Below are 13,555 nucleotides of genomic sequence, written 5' to 3'. Positions count from 1 at the left end.
GCCGCAGATCGACACAGCCCCGCGCCCCTTACGGGCGTGGCCCTGCGGGCCGCCCCGCCCTCGCTCAGGCCTTCGTGAAAGAGGTTGACGCATGGGGCGTACCGCCTTGGTGGTCGGTGGGGGGATCGGGGGGCTGGCTGCCGCGATCGGGTTGCGGAGAGCCGGCTGGGAGGTGGCCGTCGTCGAACGCTCGCCCGTGCTGGCCGATGTGGGCGGTGGGATCTCCCTGCATGCCAATGGTGTGCGGGCGCTGGATGCGCTTGGTGTGGGAGAGGCGATACGGGCGGCCGCGCGGCCCCAGTACAGCGGGGGTACCCGTACCCCGGCGGGTGACTGGCTGATCCGGATGGACGGGGCGGCGATCGAGCGGGCGTCGGGGGTGCCGGTGTTCGGTGTCCGGTGGGCCGAGTTGCATCGCGTCCTGCGTGCGGCGCTGCCGGCCGGGTGCCTGCGGGTCGGCGCGGAGGTGATGTCCGTCGAGCGCGGCGGCACCGCCCCGGCGCGGGTGTCCCTGGCGAGCGGTGCGGAGCTGGAGGCGGATCTGGTGGTCGTCGCCGACGGCGTCCACAGCCGACTGCGCGGCCTGTTGTTCCCGCACCACCCCGGCCCCGCCTACAGCGGGTCGACCGTCCTGCGTGCCGTCACCGAGCACCCGGTCACGCTGACCGGCGACCTGGAACTCACCTGGGGAAAGGGCGCCGAGTTCGGGCACATCACCTTCCCCGACGGCCGCGCCGAATGGCACGCGGTGATCAAGTCACCGCCCGGTGTGCGGCACGCGGACACCCTCGCCGCGCTGCGCCGCCGGTTCGCCGGCTGGCACGAGCCGATCCCCGCGCTGCTGGACGCGACCCGCCCCGACGCCGTACTCCACCACGACATCCACGAACTGGCCACTCCCCTGCCGACGTTCGCCGTGGGCCCGATCGCCCTGCTCGGCGACGCGGCCCACGCCATGACCCCGAACCTCGGCCAGGGCGCCGGCCAGGCGCTGGAGGACGCCACCGTCCTCGCCGCCGCGCTCGCCACCGAGCCCACCGTCGACGCCGCGCTCGCCCGCTACGACGCCGAACGCCGCCCCCGCACCCGCACCCTCGTCCGCGCCGCCCGCCAAGCGGGCCGAGCGGGCCACCAGTTGACCCACCCCACGGCCATCACCCTGCGCAACACCGCCCTGCGCCTGACCCCGTCCCGCCTGACCGTCCGGGCGTTCCTCCGCCACACCAACTGGACTCCGCCAAGCCTGGGTTGAGGCGGTTTCCGTGGGTTACGTGTGCCCCTGTCGGCGGTATGGTCCGATCAGGGGGACTCATGGATACGCACTCGGCGACACAAGCGGAACGGTTAGCGGGGATCAGCGCGATCGTCGTGGGGGCGGGGATCGGCGGGCTGGCCGCGACGATCAGTCTGCGGCGCGCCGGGTGCGAGGTCACGCTGGTCGAGCAGACGCGGCGGTTCACGGAGATCGGGGCCGGGATCCAGCTCGCACCCAACGCCACACGCGTACTGCGCCGGCTGGGCATGCTCGACGCGGTCGCCGAACGGGCCACCCGACCCACCGAGTTGACCTTCCGCACCTGGTCCGACGGGACACTGATCGCCCGCTACACACTGGGCCGCGACGCCGAGGACGAGTTCGGCGCGCCCTACCTCCAGGTCCACCGGGCCGATCTGCACCAGGCCCTGGCCGACGCGGTGCCGCCCTGGTCCGTGCGCCTGAACACGGCCGCCGTCGGTATCGACCAGGACGACACATCCGCCTACGTGACGACGGCGAGCGGCGAGCGTCTGGGAGCGGACCTGGTCGTGGCCGCCGACGGGGTGCGGTCCCCGGCCCGCCGGTGGCTCTTCGGCACGGACGCCGCCGTCTTCTCGGGCACCGCCGCCTACCGGGCGCTGCTCCCGGCCGCCGAGGTGGCCGACCTCGACCTGCCGGAGTACGCCCTCTGGCTCGGACCGGACCGGCACGTCGTCCACTACTGGGTGCGGCGCGGTGAACTGCTCAACGTCGTGGGAATCTTCCAGACCGAGGCGGCGCAGGAGTCATGGACCGCCCGGGCCGAGCCGGGCGAGCAGCAGCGGATGTTCGACGGCTGGGACCCCCGGGTGCTCAGCCTCCTCGAACGCTCGGGCCTGATGCTCCGCTACGGCATCCACACCCGCGCCCCGCTCGAGCGCTGGAACCTCGGCCGCGTGACCCTGCTCGGCGACAGCGCCCACGCCATGGTGCCGTTCCAGGCCCAGGGCGCGGCACAGGCGATCATGGACGCGGCCGTGCTCGGCGACGTCCTCACGGGGGCCACACCGGCCGACGTACCGGGCGCGCTCGACCGGTACGCGCGCCGCCGGATCTCCACCGCCACCCGCGTGCAGGCCCGCTCCCAGCGGGCGGGCACGGACTACCACCTGCCGGACGGCCCCGAGGCCCAGGCACGCAACGCCCGCCTGACGGCGTACGCGGCCGAGAACAGGTTCGGCCCGCACTCGCTCGCGTGGGCGGACGACGTCCTCGCCGAAAACGACGACCTGAGCAGGCAGTAAGCAGTAAGAGGGGCACAGGGCTACCCGGCCCGACGCGCCGCGCCGCGGACCTCCAGCCCGGACAGCAGTTCGGCGGTGGCCGCGGCGATCGCGTCCACCGCCTGGTCGAAGACCTCACGGTTGTGGGCGGCGGGCGCCCGGAAGCCGGAGACCTTGCGGACGTACTGGAGGGCGGCGGCACGGATGTCGTCCTCCGTGGCCTCTTCGGGGAGGACGGGCGGTCGGAGAGTCTTGATGCTGCGGCACATACGCCCAGTCTCGCGCACGCCCACACCGAGGCCGCAACCCAAGCTTTCCCTTGGATATCAGCAAGCTTCTCCGAGGATTGACTCCACCTTCCGCCCCTTGTGATCATCACCGGGGTCGGCCGGTCCGGCCGACCGGACCAACGGAAACGGCGGAAACGAGGGGGAGCATGACAACGAACGAACGGCTCACGGTGGCCGTACTGGGCCCGGGCGGCGTGGGCGGCCTGCTCGCCGCCCTGCTGGCCCGCGCCGGCAACCGCGTGATCTGCCTGGCCGGGGAGGAGACCGCGCGGACTCTGGACGAGAACGGGATCACCGTCCGCAGCGCCCGCTTCGGCGAGTTCACCGCCCGCGTGGAGACGGCGACCGAACTGCGCGAACCGGTCGACGCGACCCTGATCACGGTCAAGCACACGACCCTGACCACGGCCCTGGACCGCCTCCCCGCCAAGGCCCTGACCCCCGACACCCTGGTCGTACCGTTCCTCAACGGAGTCGAACACCCGGCGGCCCTGCGCGCCCACTACGCCGACGCCGCCGCCCACATCGCCCCGGCGACCATCCGCGTCGAGTCGACCCGCGTCGCCCCGGGCGTGATCGAACACGGCAGCCCCTTCGCCGACGTCGACCTGACCGGCGACACGGTCCCCCGCGACCGACTCAACTCCCTCGCGGGCGCCCTCGAATGGTCGGGCCTGGGCACTCGCGTCCTGCCCGACGAAACGGCGGTGCTGTGGGCGAAGATGTCCTTCCTGGCCCCCTTCGCCCTCCTGACCACCCGCTACGGCCTCCCCCTGGGCGAGATCCGCACCCACCACCGGGACGAACTGACCGCCCTGGTCGAGGAAACGGCAGCGGTGAGCGCAGCCGTCGGCTCCCCCACCGACCCCACCGAGGCTCTCCGCCGCTACGACGCCTTCCCACCCCTCACCAAGTCCTCCATGCAACGCGACGCCGAGTCGGGCCGCCCCCTGGAACTGGACGCGATCGGCGGAGCCCTGCTCCGCGCAGCGGCGCGACACGATGTACCGGTTCCCGTGACAACGAGGGTGGTGCGGGAACTCCGACGCCGCCACGCTTGACTGCGGGCAATCGTGCCGCTGGGGCGAGGGAGCACCTCCCGCTCGAGCGAAGCCGAGACCCCACAGCCACCCCTCACCCCTGAACCGCCCGCACCGCATGCCGAGCCACCGTGTCCGCGAAGGCCCGCGCCGGCGGCGACAGCGCGTCCCACCGCCGTACCGCCCAACCAACGGTGAGCGGCGGCAGATCGGCCACAGGGACGAACCGCAACCCGGGGTGGCCCGGCCCGGTCCACCCCGGCAGCGCGGGCACGACGGCGTGCCCAACTCCCAGCTCGGCAAGGAGAATCGCGGTGTCCCAGTCGGCTACCCCCGCCCCGGAAGGGCTGGTCGTTATACCCAACTCCCGGTAGGCGGCGGCGAGATGGGCGTACGACGTGGAGTTCTCCGGCAGCCCGATCAGCCGCATACCGTCCAGCTCCCGCCCATGCACCCGCTCCCGCCCCGCAAGCCCGTCATCGGCCCGCACGGCGAGCACCCAGGGCAACTCCGCCACGGCCCGCTGTTCGACCCCCCGCACGGCGGGCCCGAGCGTCACCCACGACAGATCCAGATCCCGCGACGGATCCACCAGCGCGTCCACACACCCGGCACTGGACCGCGCGGTCTGGAACTCCAGGCCCACGTCCGGATAGGACCGCCGGAAGTCGACGATGCCCTCCGCCATGAAGTGCCGCACGGTCGTACCGCCGGTGGCGATCCGTACGACACCGCCGTCACCCCGCACCATCTCGGAGAGCCGCCGCAGCGCGAGATCGAGCCCGGTGATCCCCTCCGCCGCCGCCTCCTGGAGCACCCGCCCGGCCCGCGTGGGCACGACCCCGCGGGCCTGCCGCTCCACCAGCCCGACCCCGACCTCCCGCTCCAGCCGCCGTACGTGCTGGCTCACCGCCGACTGGGTGCAGCCCAGTTCACGGGCGACCGCGCTGAGGCTCCCGGCCCGGCACACGGCGACGAAGACACGAAGATCATCGAGGGTCATGACACGCGAAGATACCCACTTGCCCGAAGGAACTCGCATCCCAAAATCGAACAGGCGTAGCATTGCCGCGTGGCTAAGACCTATCCATTCCCCAGTGACCTCCTCGCCGGTCAGGAGGAGCTGCATCAGGTCCGGGCCGAGCTCCTGGCACTGCTGAAGCGGCTGCCCTGGTCGGTCGCGCCCCTGGACGGCTTCAGTGACGACAACGGCTGGCGGAAGGTCGAACGGCCCGCCTCCCCCGGCTGGACACCCGACGAGCAGGCCGAGGTGGAGAAGCTCCGCCGCCGCGAGCGGGAGCTGGCGGTGTTCGTGAGCTGCCACCGCTTCTGGGACGAGGTCACCGGCGCGGACCGCGTCGACGCCCGAAGCCGGCTGAAGCACACCCCCGCGACGCCGCCGGAGGATGCCTCCTGACATGACGAAGACCCCGGCCGCGATCGGCCGGGGTCTTCGTCACTCATCCATCCCGGTGGGCGCGGACGGTTTCGAACCGCCGACATCCTGCTTGTAAGGCAGGCGCTCTACCCCTGAGCTACGCACCCGAGTACGAGTCGACAGCCTACATGGCCCGAGGGCATGCCCCGCAAACCCGAGTACGGCTCGTACCGGGGGTTATCCCCACCGTTGATCCGGTAGCGCCCCGGATCCCCCCGAGAGTGCCCGCTCCGTACGGTCGAAGGACATCGGAGGACAGCGGAAGACCGGCCCCAGGGGGAGAGCGTCATGGCACGTACGGTACGTACGGCACGCACGGTACGTACGGCACGAAAGGCGCACGGCACGAGGATCGCCCTCACCGCGCTCGCCGTGGCCCTCCTGGCCTCCGTCGCCGCGTGCGGTGCGAGCGCGGGCGACGACGAGGATCCCGAGCGCCGGAGCTTCGCCCTCGAGGGCCGTACGCTCACCGTCGACTCGGACGACTCCGCGCTCGAACTGGTCTCGGCGGACGTGGCCGAGGTCGAGGTGACGCGGTGGTTCGAGGGGCGGGTCGTGGTCGGCGGGGATCCGCGGGTGACCTGGGAGATGAAGGACGACCGGCTTGAGCTGCGGGTCAAGTGCTCCGGCATCGTCGCCGACTGCTCGGCCAAGCACCGTATCGAGGTGCCGCGCGGGGTCGCCGTCACCGTGGAGGAGGACGACGGCAGCGTGACGGCGAAGGGCTTCGCGGAGCCGCTGAAGATCCGGACGCAGGACGGTTCCGTGCGGGTCAGCGACTCCACCGGGCCCCTGGACCTGTACAGCGACGACGGCTCGGTGCGTGCGCTCGACGTCGAGTCGCGGAGCGTCAAGGCGAGCACGAAGGACGGTTCGGTGAAGCTCGAACTCGGGGCCGTGCCGGACCTGGTGGAGTCCCGCAGCGACGACGGCTCGATCAGCATCGGGCTGCCGCGCGAGGTGTCGTACAAGGTGGCGGCCGGGAGTGACGACGGTGCGGTGGATGTGTCCGTGCCCCGTGACGAGGACAGCGCGCACGTGGTGAGTGCCCACACCGAGGACGGCTCGGTCACGGTGCGGAACCTGGGTTGAATCGTCCCGGGAAACGGCGAACCGTCCGACCCGTGTTTTCGTCCTCGACCGGTGGGAGAATGACACCGGTCGAGGCGGATGACAGCACGGGAGAGGGATGTGACGGCGACACCTTCAGAGCCGTACACGCCGAGTGTGCCGCGCGCACAACAACCCCACAGCCGTGCACCACGACCGGCCCGAAGCCATGCGTCCGTCGGCCGGGACGTGCTGACGCTCCTCACGCTGCCGCTGCTCGCCGCCCTGACCCTGCCCGCCGCCTTCGCCGGTGGCGGCACCCGGCGGTGGTTCGGGGGCCGGGCGGAGGGGCAGCGGGCGGAGGCACAGGCGGCGAAGGACGCGGCGGCGGCCGCGTTCTACGAGCTGGACACCGCCCAGCGCGATCTGCGGATCTCGATCGAGACGATCACGGCGGTCGACGACTCCCCGGCCGCTCGCCGGGCCGTGGCCGACTTCGAGGCGTTGGGGCGGCAGATCGACGAGGTCAGCCACCAGTACATCAACGCCGTCGACGCGCACGACCTGGACCGGGACGACCTGGAGTCCTCCGCCGCCGCCCGCGCCCGGACCGAGCTGACGAAGGCCAAGGACGAGCTGGGGCGGGTCAAGCAGGAGCTGGACCGCTTCACCACCGGGCTCGGGCCGCTGCTCGGCACGGCCGAGACCCAGCTGGCCCGGCTGGTCCCGGCCGTGGAGCGGGCCCGGCAGGGGCTGCTCGCCGCCTCCAACGCCCTTGATTCCGTGAGGGGTTCGGGGCTCAAGGCCGACGATCTCGCCGCCCGGCTCGCCGCCCTCGCGCCCGAGCTGACCAAGCTGAACCAGGGCGCCGGGCAGCACGGCGTACGGGAGACGCTGGAGCGCGCCGACCGGGTCGTACGGGAGGCGGAGGCCGTGCGGGCCGAGGCCGAGCGGCTGCCGGAGCGGGCGCAGGAGATAGACCGGCGGCTGGTGTCGCTGCGTACCCGCGCGGAGGCGCTGGGCACCCGGGCGGGGCAGGTGCCGCAGGTGCTGAGCGAGCTGCGGCGGCGGTTCGTGGCGGCCTGCTGGCAGGACCTCCAGCGGGTGCCGGAGCAGGCCGCGCGGGACGTCGAGCAGGCCCAGCTGAAGCTGCGGGAGGCGCGGGCCGCGCGGGACGCGCAGCGGTGGCCGGACGCGACGTCGCTGCTGTCGACCGTGCGGGAGCTGTTGAACCACACCGACGAGGCGGTCTCGGCGGCGGGCGACCGTCTGCGGCGGCTGAACGCCGTGCAGAAGAATCCCCAGCAGGAGATCGACCGGACCCGGTTCGCCATCCGGGATGCTCAGCGCCTCGCGATGACCGGCCGCTCGACCCCCGACCCCCGCCACGCCCGGCCCCTCGACGACTCGGTCGGCCGTCTCGATCGGGCCGTCGCCACGCTGGAGGGCCGCCATCCCGACTACTGGCACTTCCTGACGGAGACGGAAGCGGTACGGCACACCGTGGCGCGGGTGGTGGACCAGATCCGCAAGGAGCGCGGGGCGGGGACGGGTGGCTGACCGGGCTCGGGCCACCGCTGGGTTGCCGGTCCCCTCCCCCCGGGCGGATCCTTGAGGGGTACGCAGGCCTCCGTTCACGCCTGAGGAGGCGGACATGGCCACGCATGCCACGCATTCGACGCGGCCGAGGGGGCGGCACGCGGCTCCCCGGCAGCGGATCAGGATCGATGAGCACCTTCCCGTCGACCACCGCCTCAGCAGGGTCTACCGGTTCGGGGCGGGCCTGATGGGTCTGTTCCTGCTCGTCTTCGGCATCCTGGGGCTCATCGACAAGGTCGGCTGGTTCGACACCCGCGGGGACGAGGTCGTGGGGCTGAGCACCAACGGCACGCTGAGCGTCCTGTCGGTCGCCGTGGGGCTGCTCCTCCTCATCGGCATGGTGATCGGCGGCAACTTCGCCTCCACGCTGAACATGACGCTGGGCGTCCTGTTCATCCTCAGCGGCTTCGGCAACATGGCCCTGCTGGACACCGAGTCCAACTTCCTGGCGTTCCGCATCCAGAACGTTCTGTTCAGCTTTGTCGTCGGCATCCTGCTGATGACGTTCGGGATGTACGGCAGAGTCGGCTCGGCACTGCCGCACGACAACCCGTACTGGCGGGCCCGTCACCCGGAGGTGTCCGAACGTGAGATGCGGCGCAAGGCCGCGGTGGGAACGGTGAAGCTGAAGCGGGCCGGCGCCCACCCCGAGAACGACGGGGAGGGCGCCGGCTGAGGCTCGCCGCGGCCTGGGCTCAGGTGCGGTACGCGTAGTAGTTCGCGCGCGGGTACGAGGCGATGATGCTCGCGACCGAACGGCGGTAGGTGTCCGCGTCGTGGTACGTCAGGTACGGGACGCCGCTGGGGCTGCGGTAGGTCGTCATCATGGAGTGGTCCTTGTCCCCGTCCGCGTTGAAGTCGACCTGGAGCACGTCGCCGATGTCCATCTGGTAGACGTTCGCGAGCGGCGTGGTCCGCTTGGCGGTCTGGGTGAACCAGGACCACTCGTTGACGCCGATCCAGGCGTCGGCCGTACCGTTCGAGGCGTAGTACCAGGTGTCGTACTCCTCGGGCGTGACCGTGGAGATCTGCTTCCAGCCGCCGGCCAGGAGGCCCTGGCTGAGGTAGTTGGTGCAGTCGCCGCCGGCCGCGTTGTACCTGCGGTACGCCGGGTTGTAGTTCCTCCAGTACCTCTCGGTGTACGTCGCCATCGCCCTGTAGTCGTACTTCCCGCCCGTGATGGTCTTCGGGTTGGCGGGGGCGGGGTAGGACGTGGCGGCCTTGGGGGCGCTGATGATGGCCATCGGCGAGCGGGAGGGCCCGGCGTCCGCGGTGGCCACGGGCTCGTTGATGCGGGGGGCGCCGCCGTCGGTGGAGCGCATCGCGGTCAGCTGCCAGGTGCCGTTCGCCTGGGCGGTGAAGGTCAGCACGTGGTGCGCCTCGAAGCCCGTGGAGGCGGGCTCGTCGCCGCGTATCTTCTTGTACTTCAGGGTCGTGGTCTCGGTGACCATGACCGTGGCCTTCTTGCCCTTGACCTTGGTGCTGTCGACGGTGACGCCGGTGGTGGCCGAGGTGTAGGCCTCCCCCAGGCCGGCAAGGCGGGACCTGGTGCCCTTGAGGGCGGACAGCTTGCCGTCCTCGGCCTGCTTCTGGGCGGCGGAGAGCTTGACGCCGCCAGTGGGCTTCAGCGACTTGCGGGCGGCCTTGCTGCCGAGCAGGACGGCCGTGCGGTCGGTGAGCACGTTGTCCGCGACGCGGCCGAAGGCGTCCTTGGTCGCCTTGGTGACCTTGGGCGTCGGCGCGGCGTGCGCGGTGGTGACGGGAAGCAGCGCGACGGCCAGCGTGGCCGCCACGACGGTCGAGCCTGCGAGGCTCAACGTCCTTGATCTCACTGGGATTCTCCTTGACCCCGGGTTGGTCGTCCCCGGGCAGCGAATCTTTACATGACCTCCTCAAGCGGAGTAAGGCCAGGGGGAATAACAAGTCAGCGACGCGGGCAAACTACTTGACCACTGTCGACCAGTCCGACGGTGCCTGCGCGGGGTCCAGAGCGCGGAGGTTCGCCAGGGTCTCGGGCTTCTGTACGTCCATCCAGTCGGCCAGTTCGTCGAAGGACACACACTTGACGTCCTTCTTCGTGCACACGTTCTTGATCACCTCGTCGACGGCGTTCATGTAGATGCCGCCGTTCCACTGCTCGAAGTGGTTGCCGATGAACAGGGGCGCCCGGCTGCCGTAGTAGACCCGGTTGAAGCCGGCCATGTAGGTGTCGATGGTCTCCTGCTGCCACGTCGGGTACATGGCCGGGTCGCCCTCGGTCTCGCCGTTCGACTGGTTGTAGAGGAAGTTGAAGTCCATCGACAGCGCCTGGTAGTCGTCGTCGTACGGGAGCATCTGCAACGGGAAGTCCCACATGCCGTTCTTCTTGCCGGGCCACACCTGGAAGCCGCCCGGGGAGCTGGCGTCGTAGCGGTAGCCGAACTCCTTCGCCGCCTTCATCAGGTTCTGCTGGCCCTCCAGACAGGGGGCGCGGCCACCGGTGACGGCCTTGGTGTCGAAGGGCAGCGGGTCCAGGTCCGTGTAGCCGGTGTTGGTCTTCCAGTTCTCCAGGAAGGAGTTGAACTCCTCGATCTCCTGCTTCCACTCCGCGACGTTCCACTCGCCGCCGCCCTTCGCCTCGCAGAAGTGGCCGTTGAAGTGGGTGCCTATCTCGTTGCCCTCCTCCCACGCCTTGCCGAGCTGCTCGATGGTGGTGCGGATGTGTTCGTCGGTGGGGTAGCTGATCGCGGCGTCGCCCTTCTCGTGCCGCGGCGCGTCGTAGAGCTCCTTCTTGCTCTGGGGCAGCAGATAGATGCCGGAGAGGAAGAACGTCATGTGGGCGTCGTACTTCTTCGCCATCTCCCGGTAGTGCTGGAAGAGTTCGTCGTCGCCGGCCAGGGCGCCGTCCCAGGAGAAGACGACGAACTGCGGCGGCTTCTCGCCCGGCTTGAGCGGCTCGGCCTTCAACCGGCCCTTCTGCGGGCCGGTGTAGGAGGTCGACCCATCCCCGATGATCTTCGTCTTGCCGTCCCACTTGGGTTCGACGGACTTGTCGGCGCCGCCCTTGTCGCCCCTGCCCCCGGAGGACAATGCCGTCGGCGCCGTACCGGCGGAACGGTTCAGCACCATATAGCCGCCGACGAGCGAGGCGACGACGAGGAGCGCGGCCAGGGTCAGGAACTGCGGCCGGGTGGTGCGGCGGGGCGGACGGGCCTTGCGGCGGCGGCCCTTGGACGGCTTGCGGCCAGGAGTCATGTACGGCTCATTCTGCGAGGGTTGGCGGGTGCGGATGCTCATCGGTGGTCAGCCGATACTCATCGCACTGGACCAGATGTCGTAGGGGACACCGGAATTGGGCGTTCCGGCGATCCCGTCGAGCGGCAGCGGTTCCAGGCTCTTGGTCAGGTCGATGCGGTAGACGACGACCGCGGTCGACACGTCCTCGGCCGTCCCGACGTACCAGGCCGCCTTGTCGTCCTGGGTGGTCCCGCCCTTGCCCGCCACCTCGAAGGAGGCGGCGCCGGGCGAGGTGGGGTGGTCGGTGCGGAAGGCGTCCGTGAGCGCCTCGGTGACCTGCCGGGCCACCTCGCCGCCCACCGCGCGCTTCGGCTTCGGTGTGTTCAGGGCCACCTTGGAGCCGTTGTGGGTGATCTTCCGTACGGAGTACGGCTCGGTGTGCTTGCCCAGTGCGGCGAACGTGCTGTAGCCGCTGGCCATCCGGATCGCGCTCGGCGTGGCACTGCCCACGGACAGCGCGGGCACCTGCGCCCCGAGGCTGGAGGACAGCAGTCCGGCCGCCTCGGCGGTGTCGCGCACCGTGCTCAGTCCGGTGTCCATGCCGAGCTGCATGAACGGGGTGTTCACCGAGTTGGTGAGCGCGTCGTGCAGGGTGATCTGCCCCCAGGACTTGTTGCCGTCGTTGTGCGATCTGACCTTGTCGCCGCCGCGATCCCAGTACGGCCCCTCCGGTGTGGTCACCGCGATGTTGTCGTTGCCGTCGTAGACCGTCTGCGGGGTGACAGGTGTCGCCTCGCCGCCGCGTTCCTTGACGACACCGTGTTCCAGGGCGGCGGCGTAGACGAACGGCAGGAAGGCCGAGCCGGACGGGACGGTGGTCGCGTTCGACTCGTTGAAGCCCTGTCTACGGTGGTCCGGGCCGCCGTAGACGGCGAGGATCCGCCCGTCGGCGGCGACCGACGAGGCGCCGAAGTGCGCGGCGTCCGCCTTCTTCGGAGCGGCCTTCTTGACCCGGGCCCGCGCCTTGGTGACGGCCTTGGTCAGCTCGTCCTGCCGCTCGCGGTCGAAGGTCGTGTAGATCTGGAAGCCGCCCATGTCGAACTCCTGATCGGAGACGCCGGCGGCCTTCTTGGCGTACTGGGCGGCCAGTACGACGAGATAGTCGGTCTGCTTGCCGGTGTCGAAGCTGGTGCCCTGATTGAGCGGCTCGGGGAACGTGTTGTACGCGGCGCGCTCGGACCGGGACAGTTTCCCGAGGGACACCATGCGGTCGAGGATCCACTCCCACCGCTCCTCGGCCCGCTCACGGTTGGTCTTGCTGAGGGCAGGGTCGTAGAGGCCGGCACCCTTGAGCAGGGAGGCGAGGAACGCGGCCTCGCTGACGTTCAGCTCGCCCACGTCCTTGCCGTAGTACGACTGGGCGGCCCGCTGGATGCCGTAGGTGCCGCGGCCGAACCAGCTGGTGTTGAGGTAGGCCTCCAGGATCTTGTCCTTGCTCATCTTGTTGTCGAGCTTGAGCGCGATCATCGCCTCGTCGAACTTGCGGCCCAGCGAGCGGTCCTGGGACAGGTACACGTTCTTGACGTACTGCTGGGTGATCGTCGAGCCGCCCTGGGTGTCGCCCTCGCCGACGGTGCGCACCAGCGCGCGAGTGATGCCGCTGACGGAGATGCCCGGGTCGGAGTAGAAACTCGCGTTCTCCGCCGCGAGGACCGCCCAGCGCACATCCTCGGGAACGTCCTTCAGCGGCATCGCCTGCCGCCGCACCCAGCCGGTACGGGCCATGGGGGTGCCGTCGGACCAGAAGTACACGTTGTCCTGCTGCGTGGCGAAGGTGTTGAGGTCCTCCGGTATCTCCGTGGTGGCGTAGGCGATGGTGAGGAACATGGTGCTCATCCCGAAGGCCGCGCCCACGATTCCCAGCCACTGCCGCCAGGACGGCAGCCAGCGGCGCCAGTCGGTACGGCCCGGGCGCGGGTACCGCGGACGCAGCCGGCGGAAGAAGGGGACGAAGGGAGCGAGGCTCGCGCCGACGACGGCGAGAAATCTGGCTCGAACAGACGGCCTGGGCGCCTTGCGCCGCCCCCGCCCGCCCGGCTTCGACTCCTCCCCGCGGCCGTCGAGCACACCCGGCTCCAGCACCCGCAACTGCATCGTCTCGTCCGCCGCGACGACCGGAATCTTCAACTGCATGGTGAGATCGGACTCCGAGGGCGCCTCCCCAGGATCCTCCCCCGGCCCTTTCGCAGTCCCCGGCCTAGCCACGGCGGGCTCCCGCGTACGGGCGGCCCGAGCGATGCGCAGCAACTGTTCGGCAGTGCGCGGCAACCTTTCGCCCGCGCCCGGCGACTATTCGACCGGGACACCTGGCTCCCGATCGACACAGGACAGCGGTCACGGCC

The 13,555-nt window shown here is 70.7% G+C and carries 12 protein-coding genes and 1 tRNA gene; 7 read left to right on the top strand and 6 right to left on the bottom strand.

The window, feature by feature from the left end; all coding sequences use genetic code 11:
• Positions 1-91: 91 nt before the first annotated feature.
• Together CES90_RS43835 and CES90_RS43830 are read left to right on the top strand one after the other, a co-directional pair.
• Positions 92-1,252, top strand: a complete 1,161-nt coding sequence (locus CES90_RS43835) for an FAD-dependent monooxygenase (RefSeq protein ID WP_189784199.1) — start codon at positions 92-94, stop codon at positions 1,250-1,252.
• A gap of 101 nt (positions 1,253-1,353) precedes the next feature.
• Positions 1,354-2,541, top strand: a complete 1,188-nt coding sequence (locus tag CES90_RS43830; RefSeq protein ID WP_189784327.1) for an FAD-dependent monooxygenase — start codon at positions 1,354-1,356, stop codon at positions 2,539-2,541.
• 20 nt (positions 2,542-2,561) lie between these two features.
• On the opposite strand, the gene CES90_RS43825 is transcribed toward CES90_RS43830, so the two are convergent.
• Positions 2,562-2,789: a DUF2277 domain-containing protein gene (locus CES90_RS43825; protein WP_189784198.1), complete on the bottom strand. Its 228-nt coding sequence runs from the start codon at positions 2,787-2,789 to the stop codon at positions 2,562-2,564.
• A gap of 167 nt (positions 2,790-2,956) precedes the next feature.
• Here CES90_RS43825 and CES90_RS43820 point away from each other — a divergent pair, with 167 nt between their 5' ends.
• Entirely contained in the window at positions 2,957-3,871 is a 915-nt protein-coding gene (locus CES90_RS43820) for a ketopantoate reductase family protein (RefSeq protein WP_189784197.1), read from the top strand.
• Positions 3,872-3,944: 73 nt separating this feature from the next.
• Here CES90_RS43820 and CES90_RS43815 read toward each other — a convergent pair whose 3' ends face one another.
• Positions 3,945-4,853 carry a LysR family transcriptional regulator gene (locus tag CES90_RS43815; RefSeq protein ID WP_189784196.1) on the bottom strand — a complete coding sequence of 303 codons (909 nt, stop codon included), beginning with the start codon at positions 4,851-4,853 and terminating at the stop codon, positions 3,945-3,947.
• A gap of 69 nt (positions 4,854-4,922) precedes the next feature.
• Here CES90_RS43815 and CES90_RS43810 point away from each other — a divergent pair, with 69 nt between their 5' ends.
• Positions 4,923-5,267, top strand: coding sequence for a hypothetical protein (locus tag CES90_RS43810; RefSeq protein ID WP_189784195.1), 345 nt, complete (start codon positions 4,923-4,925; stop codon positions 5,265-5,267).
• A gap of 56 nt (positions 5,268-5,323) precedes the next feature.
• Here the strand turns inward: CES90_RS43810 and CES90_RS43805 are convergent.
• A tRNA-Val gene (locus CES90_RS43805) sits at positions 5,324-5,395 on the bottom strand.
• A 181-nt stretch (positions 5,396-5,576) separates the two neighbouring features.
• Between CES90_RS43805 and CES90_RS43800 the strand changes: the two genes are divergently transcribed.
• From CES90_RS43800 to CES90_RS43790, 3 genes are all read left to right on the top strand, one after another.
• A complete protein-coding gene (locus CES90_RS43800) occupies positions 5,577-6,380 on the top strand; it encodes a DUF4097 family beta strand repeat-containing protein (RefSeq protein ID WP_189784194.1) in 804 nt (267 codons plus the stop codon).
• Between the two features lie 99 nt (positions 6,381-6,479).
• Positions 6,480-7,898: a hypothetical protein gene (locus CES90_RS43795; protein WP_189784193.1), complete on the top strand. Its 1,419-nt coding sequence runs from the start codon at positions 6,480-6,482 to the stop codon at positions 7,896-7,898.
• Positions 7,899-7,992: 94 nt separating this feature from the next.
• Positions 7,993-8,613: a DUF4383 domain-containing protein gene (locus CES90_RS43790; RefSeq protein ID WP_189784192.1), complete on the top strand. Its 621-nt coding sequence runs from the start codon at positions 7,993-7,995 to the stop codon at positions 8,611-8,613.
• A 19-nt stretch (positions 8,614-8,632) separates the two neighbouring features.
• On the opposite strand, the gene CES90_RS43785 is transcribed toward CES90_RS43790, so the two are convergent.
• The 3 genes from CES90_RS43785 to CES90_RS43775 form a co-directional block, all read right to left on the bottom strand.
• Positions 8,633-9,769 carry an amidase domain-containing protein gene (locus tag CES90_RS43785; protein WP_189784191.1) on the bottom strand — a complete coding sequence of 379 codons (1,137 nt, stop codon included), beginning with the start codon at positions 9,767-9,769 and terminating at the stop codon, positions 8,633-8,635.
• Between the two features lie 109 nt (positions 9,770-9,878).
• Entirely contained in the window at positions 9,879-11,171 is a 1,293-nt protein-coding gene (locus CES90_RS43780) for a polysaccharide deacetylase family protein (RefSeq protein ID WP_189784190.1), read from the bottom strand.
• A gap of 48 nt (positions 11,172-11,219) precedes the next feature.
• Entirely contained in the window at positions 11,220-13,346 is a 2,127-nt protein-coding gene (locus tag CES90_RS43775) for a transglycosylase domain-containing protein (protein WP_189784189.1), read from the bottom strand.
• Between the last annotated feature and the right edge of the window lie 209 nt (positions 13,347-13,555).

The organism is Streptomyces capitiformicae, from assembly GCF_002214185.1.
GTDB lineage: Bacteria > Actinomycetota > Actinomycetes > Streptomycetales > Streptomycetaceae > Streptomyces > Streptomyces capitiformicae.
The sequence above is the reverse complement of the archived record's forward strand: the minus strand, read 5'-3'. Positions and strand labels throughout refer to the sequence as shown.